The following is a 17,178-nucleotide window of genomic DNA, read 5'->3' as shown; positions in this document are numbered from 1 at the left end:
CGGCTCCGCAAATTGTGGGACTAATCTTTAGTAAGGAGGATGTTAGCTGATGGCAAAAAGCGTTCTGGATAAGTTCAAAATTCGCAAGGGAAAGGTCTTTGAGGCGCCACTTGAGGGTGCCTTTGGGCGCCTGGTTACTCCCTTTGAAGAATTTATCCATCGCCAAAGCAGCAGTGGTATTTTGTTGATGCTATCTGCTCTGGCGGCGTTGGTTATAGCCAACTCTCCTTTGCAGGAGGCTTACAAGCACCTGTTGCACATGCCCATCAGCCTCAGCGCGGGAAACTGGGAATTCTCTCTCTCCTTACATCACTGGATCAACGATGGCTTGATGGCGATCTTTTTCTTTCTGGTGGGATTGGAATTAAAGCGCGAATTTATGGTGGGAGAGCTGTCCGACCTTCGCCAGGCTGTACTTCCGGTGATGGCGGCAATTGGCGGAATGGTGGTGCCGGCACTTATTTACGCTTCTTTTAATGCGGATAGTGGTGCAGAACGCGGCTGGGGCATTCCCATGGCCACGGATATAGCATTTGCTGTCGGCTGTATTGCCCTTTTGGGGAATCGGGTGCCTCGTGCGGTGGTTACTTTCCTGGTTGCGTTAGCCATTGTGGATGACTTGGGCGCAATTTTAGTGATTGCAATCTGGTATACCGAACAGGTGAATATCACCGCGCTGATTGCGGCGGGTTGCCTGGTAGTGATTATGTGGCTGCTAAAAGCGGCGGGGGTTCGCAGTTCTCCGGCCTATGTATTTGTCGGTGTGCTGCTCTGGTATGAGTTCTACCTGGCGGGGGTACATGCGACTATTGCGGGGGTGATTACGGCAATGGCACTGCCGGCCAAACCCAAATATGACCCGGTGGCCTTTAGTACCTTTGTTAAGGATATTATTCGCAGCTTTGACCGCTGTTTCCGGCCAGGCGATAAGATTATTGCTAACGATGCGTTGCGCGCCCGAGTGATGGCGCTGGGAAATGGTGTCAACCTGGCGCAATCACCGCTACAGCGCATGGAAACCCGCCTGCACACACCGGTGGGCTTCGTAATAATCCCTATTTTTGCATTGGCTAACGCCGGTATTCCCTTTAGTAGTTTTACCAGTTCTTCGGCAGTGATAAACCCTGTCACCCTTGGGGTCATTTCCGGCTTGGTTGTGGGCAAGCTGGTAGGTATCGTTGGCGCCACCTGGATTGGCTGGAAGCTTGGCTGGGGCAAGTTGCCTAAGTCCGCCAATTTCCAACATATTGTCGGTGTTGCACTCCTTGGCGGGATTGGCTTCACTATGTCGATCTTCATTGCCGAGCTGGCCTTTAGCTCTGAATATGAGCTGTTGATCCAAGCTAAAGCGGGTATCCTACTGGCATCAGTAATTGCTGGAGTGGCTGGGTTCCTGGTATTGCGCAAAGCTCCGGTGGCCGATGAGTTTGAAGTTCATGGGGAGGGGGAGCCCCTAGATGAAGGTGGCAGCGATAGCCTTGGGGAAGGGGAAGACGTAGAACAGCAGCCCGGTCGCCAGGGTTAAGTTGTTTTAGCGTTTCTGATGTCACTGCGTCTCGGTCCTGGAGAGGCCTGATTCCATTAGTTTCCAGTTCCCATTGTTAATGTACGTGAGAGAAATAAGAATTATGTATTTGAGAACACTGGCACAGGCGCTACCAGTGCTGGCTATTTCCCTACTGCTTGGGGCTTGTGATGGCCAAACTACAGCTAATAAAAAAACCGATTCTGAAGTCGGGGTTGATGATCAATCGACTACAACAATTCCCAAACCCGATAGTGGAGATAGTGCGATGGATAGTCTGGCCCAGGCTTATGTCCTTCTAGTGCTTGAACTGGGAAATCATGACGACAGCTATGTCGATGCCTATTACGGTCCGGCTGAATTGCGTGAAACTGCCACCAAGAGTAAGGCGAGCGCTGCAGATATTGCCCGGCGCGGTGAATCTTTACTGGCAGAGCTGCCAGCGGTAATCGACGGCGATGGTTCTATCGAAAACCTGCGTATGCATTACCTGAAGACACAGTTGCGGGCCCTGGTGTTCCATGCTCGTAGTCTGGCAGGAGAGAGCCCGAGAAGCTTCGCCAATGAAGCTCGAACCCTCTACGACACCGAGCCCCCGCAGCAGGATTTGGAAAGTTTTGAACCCATGCTGGAGGAGTTGGAAGTATTACTCCCAGGTGAACAGCCCTTAAGTGAGAGGGTAGCCAGCTTCCGCAAAGCTTATGAAATTCCTGCCGATCGCCTTCAGGCCGTATTTGATGCCGCCATTAAAGAATGCCGCGCGCGCACTAAGCAGTATGTTTCACTCCCAGCGGATGAGAGTTTTGTTCTGGAGTATGTCAGCGACAAACCCTGGAGTGGCTACAACTGGTATAAGGGGCGTTCGCACAGCCTAATACAGGTGAACAATGGCTTGCCAATTACGATAGATAGGGCTATTGATCTGGGCTGTCACGAAGGGTATCCGGGGCATCACACCTATAACGCGCTGTTGGAGCAAACTCTGGTCAAGGAACGGGGTTGGGCAGAGTACAGCGTTTACCCGCTTTTCAGTCCACAGTCACTGATTGCCGAAGGAAGTGCAAACTACGGGATTGAGCTGACTTTCCCCGGTGAAGAGAAAACCCGTTTTGAAATGGAAGTTCTCTACCCCCTAGCTGGCCTGGATCCGAAAACGGCGGAAAAGTATGAGCAGGTAATGGCCCTGGTAGATAAGTTGGGTTTTGCCGGCAATGAGATTGCCCGCCAGTATATCGACGGGGAAATTGAGGGCGCGCAGGTACCTGCGTTGTTTGAGAAATATACCTTGATGAGCCCCGCCAAGGCAGCACAGCGGAAGGATTTTGTAGATGCCTACGGCGCCTACGTAATTAATTACAATTGGGGTAAGACACTGGTTGCTGATTATGTAGAGCAGGGCAGTCAAAATAGTGAAGAGCGCTGGCAGCGCTTTACCCGCTTATTGTCCTCGCCGCGCCTGCCGTCATCCCTGGATTGGTAATCATGCAAAAAGGCACTTTGAGAGAGTATTTACTATCGCGCCCGGAAGCTATCGAGGATTTTCCTTTTGGCCCGGATGTAGCGGTATTTAAGATTAAGGGGCGTATGTTTGCTACCTTAAGCTGTTACCGCGGGGTGAACGCCAGTAATCTCAAGTGCGATCCCGATGAAGCCCAGGCCTTAAGGGACATCTTTTCCGGTGTTATCCCGGGTTACCATATGAACAAGAAACACTGGAATACGGTGTTGTTGGATGGCACAGTGCCCGATTATGAGATTGAGCGAATGGTGGATCGCTCATATGGCTTGGTGGTTAAGGGGCTTCGCAAGCTTGAGCGGGAGTCCCTGGAACTGGCCTATGGAGCGGAGCTGCTCTACCGCTAGAGGCCCCTGAGAATAGAAATACCCAGATTTAGTCTAGGAGAGGATGTGAACGAATTTATTGTCGATGTAACGGCAGAGAACGCCCAGCAAATTCTGATTGAAGAGTCCATGAAGCGCCCGGTAGTGGTGGACTTTTGGGCCGATTGGTGTGAGCCGTGCAAGCAGTTGATGCCGGTGTTGGAAAAACTGGCCAATGAGTATAGCGGTCAGTTTTTATTGGCCAAGGTCAATGCAGATACCGAGCAAATGCTGGCGGGTCAGCTGGGTGTACGCAGTTTGCCCACGGTAATGGTTTTAAAAGATGGCCAGCCGGTAGATGGCTTTGCCGGTGTGCAGCCAGAGACACAGATTCGTGAGATGCTGGATAAGTATCTACCAAAACCCTGGGACATAAAGTTGCAGCAGGCACAGGCGTTAATCGGTGAAGATAAAGTGGCGGAAGCTCTGCCTCTGTTGCGTCAGGCTTATACGGAATCGTCTGAACGCACTGATATCGCCAAGCAACTGGCTGCTATCCTGCTCGACCAAAACCGTGCCCAGGAAGCGGAGACTGTGCTCAGTAAAATTCTGCTGGCAGATCAGGATGCGGAATACCAGCAGCTGATGGCTCAATTGGAGCTGAAGCAACAGGCAGCGGAAACTCCAGAAATTCAGGCTCTGCAAAAGGCGCTGGAAGAAAACCCTGCGGATAGCGATTCTGCTTATCAATTGGCCGTACAGTACAGTCAGGCCAACCGCCATGAAGAAGCATTGGAATTATTGCTGGATATTTTGCGTAAAGACATGGGCTTTGCCGATGGTGCTGCCAAGCAGACGTTCCTGGATATTGTAAAAAGTTTGGGTGCTGGCGACCCTGTTGCCACTCAGTACCAGCGCAAGTTAATGACTATGATGTTTTAAAAAATACTTTACCGGTAAACAAAGGGGCCCAAGAGGCCTCTTTGTTTTTGGGGGAGAGAAGGACGATTATTTATGTATAAGCTATGTGTTTATATTCCCGAGTCTCACTTGGAAGCGGTAAAGCAAGCGCTATTTTCCGTGGGGGCTGGGCGTATTGGTGACTACGATAGTTGTTGTTGGCAAGTCCTGGGAGAGGGGCAGTTCAGGCCGCTGGATGGGAGTCAGCCATTTATTGGTCAGTCGGGCCAGGTCGAGACTGTGATGGAATACCGTGTGGAGATGGTCTGTGCTGATGAGCTGGTGGATGCTGCTCTCGATGCAATGCGAGCAGCCCACCCCTATGAAGAACCGGCGTTTGACCTCTGGCGATTGGATGATCGCTGCAGTAGTGCCGGCTTAAATAAAGCAGAGGTCTCTTAAAGGCTATCGAGTACCTTTTGTCGTTCGTGGCTTTTTTGCTCGATCGCTTTCGCATCTTCCAGTAATTTTGAAACGCTGGTGTGATGGGTCGGCAGTTTATTTTCGGCGGGGCTACTGTCTTCAACGATCGAGTCGGATCTCAAGTCAATTGGGTCATTGGCAGTGACTGTATTTAGAGGCTTGACGCGGTGAATACGCACGTGTGAATCCAACCCCTCCGGCACGGTGTCTGAGAAGTGCCAGTTCCCATCTTTATCTTTCCAGGTAAAAACCTCAGATGTTTGCTTGTCAGAATCCCCTTGAGATACGAGCCCGCTGGAAGTTGCCAACTCTTCAATTTTTGATACTGATTCCTGGGTGGTTTCGCGCACACTTTGCATAGCTCGCTCACCGGTTTCGCGAATCGCTGAAATATCCGGTTTTTGAGGCAGCCAGTCGGAGGGTGACATGATGGGTTTGCCATCTGGGCCCGGTAAGATCATAGGCAGGACAATGCCTACCAGTAACAAGGCACCGAGCATTGGAAAGTATTTCATGCAAACATCCTTTTAATGCAGGGTCATTAACTCATTAAGTAAAGTGGTTTACAGCTTTCGATTGATGACACCGCGGTGTAACTGGTATTGCCCGATACGGGTATCTTCGAAATAGTGCTCCAAAGTGCGGTGCATAATGGGAAATGCAATCTCCTTCCAGGGAATTTCGTCTTCGCGAAATAGCTCAACTTCGAGCGATTCAGGCCCGGGTCCGAAATTCATATCGGTCAATTCACCCCGGTACATCATGTAGACCTGATTGATATGGGGAATATCGTAGACGGAGTAGAGCTCGTCCACGCGGATACTGGCCCGGGCTTCCTCCCAGGACTCCCGTAAAGCGCCCTCTTCGCTAGTTTCGCCACTCTCCATAAACCCGGCAGGCAGAGTCCAGAGCCCCAGGCGCGGCTGTATGGCGCGCTTGCACAGCATCACCTTGTCGCCAACGTAAGGGACAACTCCGACAATAACACGGGGGTTGATGTAGTAAATGGCGCCGCAACTGCCACAGATGTGGCGGGGGCGGTCATCGCCCTTGGGAATGGAAAGTGTTACGGCGTTACTGCCGCATTGGCTGCAAAATTTCATGGCGTCAGTATACCCATGCGAGATTTGAGCGCCAGCTTCCGGACCGGTTGACGCCTATAGTTGTTAGTGATGTTGAAGTATAAAGGCGGTATCTACCCTGCGATGGCGCGTTTTTTTCTGCTCGGACTAGCGCTCCTTGCCCTTTGCGCCTGTGGTGGTAAAGGCGAAGAGGAAAAGGCGCCACCTCCCCCGCCAGTAGAAGTACTGGTTGTTAGGGAGGAGCCTGTTATCCCCCGCTTTGAATTCGTCGGACGGGTAGAGGCAACTGATGAATATCAAGTCCGCCCACGAGTACAAGGGTATATCCAGAGCCGCAATTTTACCGAGGGGGAAACCGTCCAGAAAGGGCAGTTACTGTTTGAAATTGACCCACGCCCTTTTATTGCCGAACTGGCGAATCAGCGCGCCACTCTGGAACAATCCCAAGCCTCCCTGAGAGTTGCTGAACGGAACTTCCAGCGTGGCCGACGCTTGGTGGCCACTGGGGCTATCAGCCAGGTACAGATGGATGAGCTTGAAGGTAATTTTGAGGAAGCGGAATCCCAAGTCGATGCCAATCGCGCCAAAGTTCAAAGTGCTGAGCTGGATCTTTCTTATACCAAAGTTTACGCGCCACTCACTGGAAGAATCGGGCGTACAGAATTTCCAGTGGGTTCCTTGGTAGGGCCAAGCACCGATCCCCTGGCCACGATAGTAAAAATGGATCCCATTTATGTGCTCTTTGAAGTGCCAGAAGAGCAACTTTATGCGGTGCAGGTGGATTCCCAGCGGCGGCAGCGAGAGGGTTTAAGTCCCACTCGCCTGGATGTCCGCATTGAGTTACCCGACGGCAATTACTACCCCCATAAGGGCAAAATCGTATTTATCGATAATCAGATCGATCCCAATACCGGATCGGTAGCGGTGCGCTCCCTGTTTCCCAATCCAGGCCAACTATTAGTACAGGGCCAGTTTGCCCGAGTTTCCATAAGCGTCTACACCGGCAATGACGCCCTGAGGCCGCTGGTACCCCAGTCAGCGGTCATGGAGGATATGCAGGGGCGTTATGTCTTTGTTTTGGGCAAAGATAATATTGCGGAGAAGCGCTACCTGACCTTGGGGCAGAGGGAAGGGGAGTTGTGGGCTGTAGATCGCGGGCTTGTCGCCGGTGAATCTGTAATCGTTAATGGTTTGCAGAGGGTTGTCGCGGGGAAGCCGGTGACGCCGCAAAACACCCCTAGAAACCCCTACGATGTTGAAGCGCCACCAGCCCCTCCCGCTGAGCAAAGTAGTAGTTCTGCGGCGAAATCTGGCTCTACAGACAGTCAAGGGGAGAGAGAACTACCGGTAATTGATGGGGAAGCGGCACCAGCAAGCCCTGAATCTGAGGGGCATGACGATGACTACAAATAGCTGTCGCTGCCCATGATTAGCGCCTTTTGTATCCGGCGGCCACGATTCGCCTTTGTTATTTCCATATTGATCACCCTCGCTGGGATACTCTCCTTGCCACAATTACCGGTGTCGCAATTCCCTGAAATAACGCCACCTACCATCAATGTCGCCGCCACGTTTGCCGGTGCCAGCGCCGAAGTAGTGCGCGATAGTGTGGCTGTGCCGATTGAGTCGCAAGTTAATGGTGTGGAGGGCATGGATTATATGTCTTCCACCAGTGGCAATGATGGCTCCTACAGTCTCACGGTGACATTCAAGCCTGGCTACGACGATGACATCGCCCAGGTTAATGTTCAGAACCGGGTGGAGCAGGCCACTCCCCAGCTACCTGAGGATGTGAAAAGAGATGGGGTGGTAGTTTCCAAGCAGAGCACCACGCTGTTACTAGTAGTCAATTTGTTCTCCCCAGATGAAAAGTTTGATGAATTATTTCTGGCAAATTACGCCGAGATTTATTTAAAAGATGAATTGGCGCGGGTGCTGGGGGTGAGCAGTGTTGTTATTTTTGGCTCGCGCAATTACGCCATGCGCCTCTGGCTCGACCCCAACCGGATGGCCTCGTTAGATGTGACCGCCCAGGATGTTATCTCTGCTGTGCAGGCACAGAACGTAGAGGTAGCTGCCGGTCAGATCGGGGCGCCACCGATCCGCCAAGATCAGCAGTTCCAATACAATATTTTGGTGCAGGGGCGCTTGGTATCTCCCAGCGAATTTGAGGACATCACCATCCGCGCCAAGCCCGATGGCGCCATGGTAAAAGTCAGGGATGTGGCGAGGGTGGAGCTGGGAAGTGAATCTTACTCTTCCTATGGGCAATTGGATAACCAGGCTTCAGCAGTGATAGGGGTGTACCAGCTGCCCGAGGCAAATGCGATCGAAGTGGCCGATGGCATTAAGGCCAAGGTTGCTGAGTTGTCGAAGCGCTTCCCGGATGGGCTGGAAGCGGAGATTCTCTACGACACCACATTATTTGTAGAGGCCTCAATTAAAGAGGTTGTGGAAACACTGATTATTGCCCTGATACTGGTAATACTGGTGGTTTTTTTGTTTCTGCAGGATTGGCGCTCTACGCTGGTACCAGCCATTGCTATTCCCGTATCCCTGATAGGCACCTTTGCCTTAATGCTGGCATTTGGGATGACGATTAACACCATCACATTGTTTGCCTTAATCCTGGCGATCGGCATAGTGGTAGATGATGCGATTATCGTGGTGGAAAACACCCAGCGGTTAATGGCTGATGGCCTCCCGCCAAAGGAAGCCGCGCTGGAATCCATGCGTGAAGTTACCGGCCCCGTTATTGCTACGACCCTTGTTTTGTTTGCAGTTTTTGTCCCGGTAATGTTGATGCCGGGAATTACGGGAAAAATGTATCAGCAGTTTGCTGTCACCATTTCAATGGCGGTGGCCATTTCCTCCCTGAATGCACTTACACTAAGTCCGGCTCTCTGTGCCAGCTTGTTAAAGCCGAGTAAAGACGGGGAAGTTGCCGGTATTAAGGAGACCGGTATTTTTGGTTTCTTTAATAAAGCTCTGCATATTTCTACAGGTTTTTATGTGGGAATGGTGAGGGCTTGTATCAAAATACCGCTTATCGGTATCGCCTCAATTATTCTGATTTTATTATTCTGTTATTTGCTCTTTACCCGAATCCCCACCGGTTTTATTCCCGATGAAGATCAGGGCACGTTTATGTTGCACGTGCAGTTGCCTGATGGATCTTCCCTGGAGCGAACCGGACCCATTGTCAATCAAGTGACCGATGTTCTAATGGAAGAGCCAGGTATGGCTCATGTGGTTGGTGTGCCCGGTTACAACCTGCTTACCAGCAGTGTTTCTTCCAACACGGCAATGATGTTTGCTGTGCTAAAACCCTGGGATGACCGCACGAATAGAGAAGATAGCCAGTTTGCCATTATGGATCGGGTACAGAAAAAATTATCTGCAATTCCCGATGCGCAAGTGCTGCCGTTTGTCATTCCACCACTTCCGGGTATTGGCACTGTTGGTGGATTTGAATTTGTACTCGAAGATCTACAGGGGCGCAGTATTACTGAATTGTCACAGGTCTTGTTTGACCTGCTAGGCAATGCCAATCAGCGCAGTGAAATCTCCCAGGCCTTTACCAGTTTTCAGGCCGCCACACCGCAGCTTGAATTAAAAGTAGATAAAGAGAAATCGCATGTGCTTGGGGTCCCCCTGCCGGATGTGTATTTAACGTTGCAAACCTTTTTGGGGGGCTATTACATCAATGACTTTAACCTATATGGAAAGGTCTTTCGTGTAATCGCTCAGGCCGATGCTCAATTTCGCGATAAAGAGGAAAATCTGGCTGGCTTTTATGTTCGTGCCAATAGTGGCGGTTTGGTACCGCTGACTTCTATCTCAACTATTACCCCGGTGGTCGCGCCACAAACAATAACCCGTTACAACTTATATAACAGCGTCACTATCAATGGATCACCGGCACCAGGGTATTCCAGTGGCCAGGCAATGGATGCTATGGAAGACTTGGCATCAAAGTTGCCAGAAGGTTATGGATACGAGTGGACGGGGATCAGCTTACAGGAGGTGACCGCGGGTAATCTGGCCCCAATCCTGTTCTCTTTGGCCGTTATATTTGTCTACTTGTTTTTGGTCGCCCAATATGAGAGCTGGACTATCCCCTTTGCAGTGATGTTGTGCGTCCCCATTGCGATTGGTGGCGCTATGTTTACGGTATTTATCGCGGGGTCTATCAACAATCTCTATACGCAGATCGGTTTGGTATTGCTGATTGGGATGGCAGCAAAGAGTGCGATTCTGATAGTAGAGTTTGCCTGCGTGGAACGCGATAAGGGTCGGTCTATTGCGGATGCGGCTCTATCGGCTACGCGCCTGCGATTCCGCGCGGTATTAATGACGGCCATGTCCTTTATTTTAGGGGTAATTCCACTACTGGTCGCCACCGGTGCTGGCGCAGTGAGCCGGGTTTCCCTGGGGCTGGTGGTCTTTGGCGGTATGTTGGCTGCGAGTCTCTTCGCCACTTTGCTAGTGCCTGTGTATTACGCCTTGGTGCAAACGGTGCGGGAAAAGCTGAAAGGGGGCTATACCCCCAAAATTGATGAGGATAAGACCGCGAATGGTGGGTCTGAATCCACCTGAGCCAAGCTGTTGATTGTGTGGTAGGGTGGTAAGTCACAAATGGATATTGTGGCATATCGCTCAGTGTTACCGCTGAAAAACGGTATGATGAATGTTATGGAGCCCCCGCAGCGATCGGGGCAGGGCACAGATTTATGCTAGAGATTATTGAACAGAAAATCGTAGGGCAAATTGAGGACTTGGAAGCAAGGGTTCCGGCAGGACCTGACCTGCAAGGCCATGCCGCAGTACTGATTGCCCTGACAGAAGAGCCGGACCCTCAAGTAATTCTAACTAAGCGCTCTGCAAATCTCTCCACACATTCCGGTGAAGTTTCTCTCCCTGGGGGGCGCTGGGATGCCACAGACCCATCGCTTCAATTTACCGCCTTGCGTGAGGCGGAAGAAGAAGTCAGCCTACCTATGGATGACGTGCGCGTACTCGGCCCCCTTTGGCCTCGCACTACCCGCTGGCAAGTACATGTGACTCCTTGGGTAGGGATAATTTCACCGGATATCCAATTGTTCCCAAACCCAGGAGAATTGGATGCGGTATTTCGAGTCCCCCTGTCTTTCTTTCTTGCAGACCCGCGTATTCGCACTGATCGTATTATTATTGATAACCAGGAAATATACCTTCCGGCGTATATGTATGAAAACTATGAAATCTGGGGCTTTACTGCAGGGGTATTAACCGAATTTTTAGTAAAAATATTAGGGGCAACAATAGGGCGCCGCGATGATGTGCCGCTGCGTGCACTTAATTAGCTCAGCTTACTAAATAGGATTTAGTTTTATTTTGGGGGAGGTTCAGGTATTGGCTCACCTAAGTCATCCCAAGCATCGATTAATATTTTCATTATTTTTCCGGCATCAGGGTCGGCGCTGAGGATTGGGAAATCAGGGGCTTCAGGAAGTTTAACTTCTTCTCCTCGTCGACATTCGATTAACCAGTTATTATCGATTTTAACGAGTTTGTCCCGATACTCTCCAACAGCAGAAATGCGATAGCCGGATCGTGTTGCTATGATTTCTACGGTCGTTGCTTTCCCTGAGGCGGATTGCCCATCTTCAGAAATAAAATGTAGGGGGGAGCTTGTAATATGCCGGCTTCCCAACTTGCTGTGAACCGCTGCGTAGCGCTCCAGTTTTTCTCTTCCTCGAATCATAATATTGCCGTGCTCAAATCGGCCATTGGGTGTAAATAATGAAGCCCAGCCTCGGGCATCATTACTGTCGATAGTTAATGTATAACGGGCGAGTAGATCACTAATCGCTAGTCGATCTTTTAGCTGTTGAATCTCATCCATTTCTTCACCTTGACCTTTATCGCCAGTAGCTATTGAAGAGGATAGTTTCTAGTGATGGTTTTTGGGGGGCGCACCTAGGATATTAATTGAGTATTAATCAAAACCTGTTATCTAACCCGGAATCCTGTAAGTAACCTTGAGTGAATTATTAATAAAATCGGGAAGTGTTTGTTTGTGTAAAGTGAAGCAATACCAAGCCCTAAAATCCTTTGTCGTTTGGTGACTATTTCACGGTTTTAGCTAATGGTGGGATTTATTTGAGACGTAAGTACTAGATATACTGTAAGGTTCTTATATCCTTAATTTTTCTTATTATATACGTTATTGGATTGCTTGAATGAGATCTCTCTCTTTTTTCTGTGTGTTGCTGGGAATCGGATTAATCCAGGCTTGTGCAATGTCCACTGTACCTCCTAAGTATCAGGGACAATGGGCTGGAACCGAGGAATCCTGTAACGCTTCTTCATCGGCCGACTCGATGACTCTGGCAGGTAGTCGTATTCAATTTACGGAGTCTTCAGGCCAGTTGATGTCTGCTAGCCAAAGTGATGGCAATCTTCATCTGGTTTTCAATATGCAAGGTGAAGGAGAAGCTTGGAAGTCAGAGGAGGTGTACTCTCTGACATCTGGCGGAAAGGTACTAGTGCGTTATACCCAGGATTCTACGTTTAAGTATTTCCGCTGCAATTGATTGGAATTGAAGGCTGCGGAAAATAGTTGAAAAATAATAAGAAAAAAATCATAGAGCCCTCCACTCCTCAAGCTTACAGTACAGAGTATGAAATCTGAGGGCGTGGAGGCTGGGCTAGCATTGAGAATAGAACTCAGTCGTTTAAATGACTGGAGCTTGCAGCTCTGGTCATTTAAATGTGGATTTGCTTGGTAAAATAACTATTCGGTCCAAGCGTCAATTTTGCCTTGCATTTCTTTGTGAAATGGATAAGCCCCTCCTTGTACCTATTGAGTTAGTAGGCTATCTGTAGCTCCCTGTAAAATGACAGGTTCGTCATTGCTAAAGTTTAAAATGGAAGTCTATTCGGATGGCTGTAAGGTTAGCTTGATGCTTTTAAATAGACGAAGCCTGTTTCTACCATTAATTTTTACTACAGGTTTGTAATTGGGATTTAATAGCCTTAACAAAAGTCTGTACTTTTGTTGGCGGCCTTTTGGAAAACAGATGCATATAATGGATGGGTGCAGCGGCAACAGATGTTATTGGACAAAGTGTGCCGGTATCCACTTTTTTTCGAGCGATAATATCGGGCAACCTGGCAATCCCAATTCCGGCTTCGGTTAACTGTACTATATCGTGTAAGGAGTTACAGCGAACCTTAGGCGTGGCTTTTACCTGAATCCCACTATTCAATTCATACTTTAATGGCATGCCCTGCCAATCATTAGCGATATGCGGCCAATTTTGTAGTTCAGCAAGGTCTGAGGGAATGCCACATAGCTTTTCAATAAGCTGCGGGCTGGCGTAGAGACTTTCTCCTAACAATCCTAACTTTGAAACTTTTGCCGATTGAAGTGCAAGACTGCCTACGCGAATGGCCAGGTCTACCTGCGATTCAATCAAATCCATGGGGGAGTCATTGGCTAACAGCCTGATTCTCAGTTGCGGGTGCTGCTCGGCCAGCTTAATGATTGCAGGAATAATTACTGGTTCGCACAGTGCGTGAGGTGCTGTTACCGATAGGGAGCCCGCCAATTTGTCACCGCTATTCCTAAGCCCCGCTATTGCTGAGTTATAAATATCTTTGATCTCCCGGCAATGGGCGTAAAACTCTGAGCCGGCCTCGGTGAGAGATAGGGAGCGGGTACTGCGGTAAAGCAAGCGGGTGCCGATATCAGACTCCAGCCGGGTAACTGCTTGGCTTACTGCCGATTTGGTGCGCTCTAGTCGGTCGGCTGCCAGTGTGAAGCTGCGCGCCTCTACAACGGCTAGGAATACCTGCATATCCTCCAGGCTTGGCTTCATTGTTTAATTTTCCTAAACACTAATATCAATTAATGGATATTTATCACAACCATGGGCATGGGGCAATCTATAGGCACAAGGTCGTTACCTATTACAGAAGAGGATTTTGATATGAGCGACACTCTGATTGAGAAAACAAAAGCTGCCAGTGAACAGTGGAAGTCTTACTTCAATAGTGGCAATGCAGCTGGGTGTGCATCCATGTATGAAGAGCAGGCTCAGATGACTGCCAAACCCTTTGGCCAGTTCGAAGGTCGAAAGAATATACAAGCTTTCTGGCAAAATCTGGTAGATCAGGGTTTTGCAGATGTGACCTATATTGGCGCAAAAATTGAAGTAGTGGATGAAGTCTCAACTGTACTCTCAAGTAATTGGAAAATGAACAACGCAGAAGGTGTTATTACTCGTGAGCTTTGGGTCCTACAGGGGGACGGTACTATGCTACTGCGTGATGACCAGTTCGAAGCTATAAATCCTAGCGAAAAGTAAGGGTGCTAGCCGTGAGTGAATTTTGGAATATCTTTACCCGTGAGAAAACGGACGAGCAATATAACCCTACTTTGTGGACCTGCCGCCTTCCAACCGATCTGCTGCTGCCTTCTCATGCTGAGTTTACGGGCAGTCGTAGCTCGGCATATCGCAACGGGATTAAGGACGGTTTGCAAACTGTCAATTTTGGGGAAGGTGATTTAGCTGGCTCGATGGATGTTTTCAGGTCAGACGAAGTTGCTGAGGATGCACCGGTCGTAATTTATATTCACGGTGGCTGGTGGCAGTGGTTTTCAAAAGAGCAGTTTTCTTTTCTGGCCGAGCCTTTTAATGAAGAGGGATTTGCGGTCTATATGCCGGGTTACCGTATGGCCCCGGATTGGGAAAATGGTACTCCAATGGAGTCTATTGTCTTACAGATGCAGTGGGCAATGGCGAGCGTGCTGAATGAGGCCGAGGAAAAAGGAGCTCCATCTGTCTACATTGTGGGGCATTCGGCAGGTGGCCAACTGGCAGCACTGTTGCATCAAACGGATTGGAGTAAATTTGGCGTACCGGCATCTGCTCAAAGTAAGTTTAAAGGTGCATTTTCCCTGGCGGGGCTATTTGACATTCGCCCACTGGTCAATAGTTTTGTCAATGACGCCATCAATATGTCGATGGAATCCGCCGAAAAAGTAAGCCCCCAGCTGGTAGAGCCTGGTATTGACACAACTGAATGCCCGCTACATTTAATTGTGCCTGAATTTGATACGCCAGAATTTTTTCGGCAGACCAAAGAGTATCAGGAGAAAATGCTTAAAATGGGTAACCCCTGTTATTTCAAATTAGCGAATAACCGGGATCACCTTGACCTGATAGAAAAGTTGGTAGATGACCGTGACGAAGTTTTAACTTATATGCTGGAGCATATGAAAGACTAACAACGATTTATTGCTTTGTGTCTTAGGCAGGTCTGCAATGATGTTTTGTGCTTTGGTGACTTAAGCTGTAGCGTTGACGAAATCATCAGTGTCACGGCCTGCCAGAGGGGGAGGATAGGTGCTTCAAGGTATTACTTTGAGACTGCGCTTTAGAGGCAAGCGTCTATATAAGTTCTATTGACGAATTATAATGGGCGCCTGTTTTCTCCTCCTGGATAGATTATGCCGAGACCCAAATCCACTGTCTCTTTGGATGAGGTGCACTGGGGTGCACTCAAAACCCTCTTCCCTTACCTATTGGAATTCCGCCGCGCCGTAGTCTTGGCGATCCTCTGCCTGATTGGCGCCAAGGTTGCGGGTGTTACCCTGCCATTTTTGCTCAAACATATTGTCGATGACCTGGATAGTGTTGGGGGCATGGCCCAGGCAGTGGCATTACCTTTGGGGCTGCTGTTGGCCTATGGGGCTGTGCGCCTTTCTAGCACTCTGTTTGGCGAACTGCGAGACACGATTTTTGGCCGTGTCACTGAGCGGGCCCAGCGGCGGATCGGGCTTGAAGTGTTCCAGCATTTGCACAAGCTGGACCTGGATTTTCACCTGAACCGCCGTACCGGTGGGCTCTCGCGGGATATTGAGCGGGGCAATAGCGGCATCGGGTTCCTGATGCGGTTTATGGTCTTCAATATCGTACCCACGCTGGTAGAAATAGCTATGGTGGCGGGATTGCTCTGGTGGAATTACAGCGGGTTATTTGCGCTATTAGTGCTGGCCGCAGTGATTATTTATATCGGCTTTTCAGTGGTAGCTACTGAATGGCGTACGCGCTTTGTCAGGGAGTTGAATGAGGCGGAGTCACAGGCCAGCAGCCGTGCAGTTGATAGTCTGCTCAACTATGAGACGGTTAAGTACTTTGCCAATGAGCGACATGAATCCGGTCACTATGACCGGGAGCTGGCCAGTTGGGAGAAGGCCCGGCGTAAGAACAGGCTGTCCCTGTTTGGCCTAAATAGTGGCCAGGCGCTGATTATTGCCAGCGCAATGTGTGCAGCAATGGTTCTTGCCGCGGTAGGAGTCACCAAAGGCACTATGACCATCGGTGACTTCGTATTGGTGAATGCCTTTATGATGCAGATCTTTATACCGCTAAATTTCCTCGGCTTTGTGTACCGGGAGATGAAAGGGGCACTGGCAAATATTGAGAAGATGTTCTCTTTACTGGCGGTAAAACCTGCTGTGGAAGATCTTCCCCAGGCGGCTCCCCTCACTGTGATGGAGGGCCGAATTGAGTTTGATAACGTCCAGTTTGGCTATAAAGATAATCGCCAGATCCTCAAAGGTATCAGCTTTGCTGTGGAACCACGGCAAAAAGTGGCAATTGTTGGCGCTAGCGGTGCAGGTAAGTCCACCCTCTTTAAGCTCCTGTTTCGTTTTTATGACGCTAACAGCGGTTCCATTTCCATTGATGGCCAGGATATTCGCAGTGTTTCCCAGGAGTCGCTGCGCAGGGCTATTGGTGTTGTGCCTCAGGATGCAGTGTTGTTCAACCAGTCGATCCGGGAGAACGTGCGTTACGGACGTGTAGATGCCTCAGATACTGAGGTGGATGAGGCGATCCGTCACGCTCAGCTGGAAGGCTTTGTTCAGCAGCTGCCAGAGGGAGCCGATACCCTGGTGGGGGAGCGGGGGCTCAAATTGTCCGGAGGGGAAAAGCAGCGGGTTGCTATCGCTCGGGCCCTGTTGAAAAAGCCTCCGATTATGATCTTTGACGAAGCGACCTCATCTCTCGACAGCCACTCTGAGCAGGGCATAGTGGCATCTCTGCAGGATATTGCCCGCGAGCAGACATCATTAGTGATCGCTCACCGCCTCTCCACAATTGTGGATGCGGACTGCATTCTGGTAATGGATCAGGGCGGAATAGTCGAGCAGGGAGCCCACCGGGAATTGATGCAGGCTGATGGACACTACGCGGCCCTCTGGCGTATGCAGCAACAGGAGCGTGGAACTGAGACCCAGGCGGCCGAGGTGCCTACGCCATGACGGTTGATAAATCCCTACAGCCAGACTAATGTGGCGCCGATACAAAAAAA

Annotated in this window: 16 protein-coding genes; 12 read left to right on the top strand and 4 right to left on the bottom strand. The window is 49.9% G+C overall.

Annotated features, from left to right (window positions below):
• Window positions 1-49: 49 nt before the first annotated feature.
• From nhaA to ACJJIN_RS11805, 5 genes are all read left to right on the top strand, one after another.
• Window positions 50-1,525 carry a Na+/H+ antiporter NhaA gene (nhaA, locus tag ACJJIN_RS11825; RefSeq protein ID WP_444894797.1) on the top strand — a complete coding sequence of 492 codons (1,476 nt, stop codon included), beginning with the start codon at window positions 50-52 and terminating at the stop codon, window positions 1,523-1,525.
• Window positions 1,526-1,628: 103 nt separating this feature from the next.
• A complete protein-coding gene (locus tag ACJJIN_RS11820; protein WP_444894796.1) occupies window positions 1,629-3,005 on the top strand; it encodes a hypothetical protein in 1,377 nt (458 codons plus the stop codon).
• Window positions 3,006-3,007: 2 nt separating this feature from the next.
• Window positions 3,008-3,388, top strand: a complete 381-nt coding sequence (locus tag ACJJIN_RS11815) for an MmcQ/YjbR family DNA-binding protein (RefSeq protein ID WP_413664809.1) — start codon at window positions 3,008-3,010, stop codon at window positions 3,386-3,388.
• A 45-nt stretch (window positions 3,389-3,433) separates the two neighbouring features.
• Window positions 3,434-4,288, top strand: coding sequence for a thioredoxin (trxA, locus tag ACJJIN_RS11810; RefSeq protein ID WP_413664810.1), 855 nt, complete (start codon window positions 3,434-3,436; stop codon window positions 4,286-4,288).
• A 72-nt stretch (window positions 4,289-4,360) separates the two neighbouring features.
• Window positions 4,361-4,708, top strand: coding sequence for a YqfO family protein (locus ACJJIN_RS11805; protein WP_444898215.1), 348 nt, complete (start codon window positions 4,361-4,363; stop codon window positions 4,706-4,708).
• Here the strand turns inward: ACJJIN_RS11805 and ACJJIN_RS11800 are convergent.
• Window positions 4,705-5,244, bottom strand: a complete 540-nt coding sequence (locus tag ACJJIN_RS11800; RefSeq protein WP_444898214.1) for a DUF4124 domain-containing protein — start codon at window positions 5,242-5,244, stop codon at window positions 4,705-4,707. The two genes, ACJJIN_RS11805 and ACJJIN_RS11800, sit on opposite strands and share 4 nt — an antisense overlap.
• Before the next feature lie 48 nt (window positions 5,245-5,292).
• On the bottom strand, window positions 5,293-5,832 hold the full coding sequence (locus ACJJIN_RS11795) for an NUDIX hydrolase (RefSeq protein ID WP_444898213.1): 540 nt from the start codon (window positions 5,830-5,832) through the stop codon (window positions 5,293-5,295).
• Window positions 5,833-5,901: 69 nt separating this feature from the next.
• On the opposite strand from ACJJIN_RS11795, the gene ACJJIN_RS11790 reads away from it, so the two are divergent.
• The 3 genes from ACJJIN_RS11790 (at window position 5,902) to ACJJIN_RS11780 (ending at window position 11,156) form a co-directional block, all read left to right on the top strand.
• On the top strand, window positions 5,902-7,224 hold the full coding sequence (locus ACJJIN_RS11790) for an efflux RND transporter periplasmic adaptor subunit (RefSeq protein ID WP_413664814.1): 1,323 nt from the start codon (window positions 5,902-5,904) through the stop codon (window positions 7,222-7,224).
• 12 nt (window positions 7,225-7,236) lie between these two features.
• Entirely contained in the window at window positions 7,237-10,410 is a 3,174-nt protein-coding gene (locus ACJJIN_RS11785; protein ID WP_413664815.1) for an efflux RND transporter permease subunit, read from the top strand.
• 134 nt (window positions 10,411-10,544) lie between these two features.
• Window positions 10,545-11,156 carry a CoA pyrophosphatase gene (locus tag ACJJIN_RS11780; protein ID WP_444898212.1) on the top strand — a complete coding sequence of 204 codons (612 nt, stop codon included), beginning with the start codon at window positions 10,545-10,547 and terminating at the stop codon, window positions 11,154-11,156.
• 26 nt (window positions 11,157-11,182) lie between these two features.
• On the opposite strand, the gene ACJJIN_RS11775 is transcribed toward ACJJIN_RS11780, so the two are convergent.
• Complete coding sequence (locus tag ACJJIN_RS11775) at window positions 11,183-11,698, bottom strand: nuclear transport factor 2 family protein (RefSeq protein WP_444898211.1); 516 nt, start codon at window positions 11,696-11,698, stop codon at window positions 11,183-11,185.
• Between the two features lie 337 nt (window positions 11,699-12,035).
• Here ACJJIN_RS11775 and ACJJIN_RS11770 point away from each other — a divergent pair, with 337 nt between their 5' ends.
• Window positions 12,036-12,389, top strand: coding sequence for a hypothetical protein (locus ACJJIN_RS11770; RefSeq protein ID WP_444898210.1), 354 nt, complete (start codon window positions 12,036-12,038; stop codon window positions 12,387-12,389).
• Between the two features lie 402 nt (window positions 12,390-12,791).
• Here the strand turns inward: ACJJIN_RS11770 and ACJJIN_RS11765 are convergent, their stop codons facing one another.
• Window positions 12,792-13,676, bottom strand: a complete 885-nt coding sequence (locus tag ACJJIN_RS11765; RefSeq protein WP_444898209.1) for a LysR family transcriptional regulator — start codon at window positions 13,674-13,676, stop codon at window positions 12,792-12,794.
• A gap of 111 nt (window positions 13,677-13,787) precedes the next feature.
• Between ACJJIN_RS11765 and ACJJIN_RS11760 the strand changes: the two genes are divergently transcribed.
• From ACJJIN_RS11760 to ACJJIN_RS11750, 3 genes are all read left to right on the top strand, one after another.
• The gene (locus tag ACJJIN_RS11760) at window positions 13,788-14,165 is read left to right on the top strand and encodes a Cif family virulence factor (protein ID WP_444898208.1); all 378 of its coding nucleotides are present in this window, start codon (window positions 13,788-13,790) and stop codon (window positions 14,163-14,165) included.
• A gap of 11 nt (window positions 14,166-14,176) precedes the next feature.
• The gene (locus ACJJIN_RS11755; RefSeq protein ID WP_444898207.1) at window positions 14,177-15,088 is read left to right on the top strand and encodes an alpha/beta hydrolase; all 912 of its coding nucleotides are present in this window, start codon (window positions 14,177-14,179) and stop codon (window positions 15,086-15,088) included.
• A 222-nt stretch (window positions 15,089-15,310) separates the two neighbouring features.
• Complete coding sequence (locus ACJJIN_RS11750; RefSeq protein ID WP_444898206.1) at window positions 15,311-17,128, top strand: ABCB family ABC transporter ATP-binding protein/permease; 1,818 nt, start codon at window positions 15,311-15,313, stop codon at window positions 17,126-17,128.
• The last annotated feature ends 50 nt before the right edge of the window (window positions 17,129-17,178 follow it).

The organism is Microbulbifer maximicatervae (SeqCode) (assembly GCF_052467505.1).
This window is presented reverse-complemented; position numbering and strand designations above follow the sequence as displayed.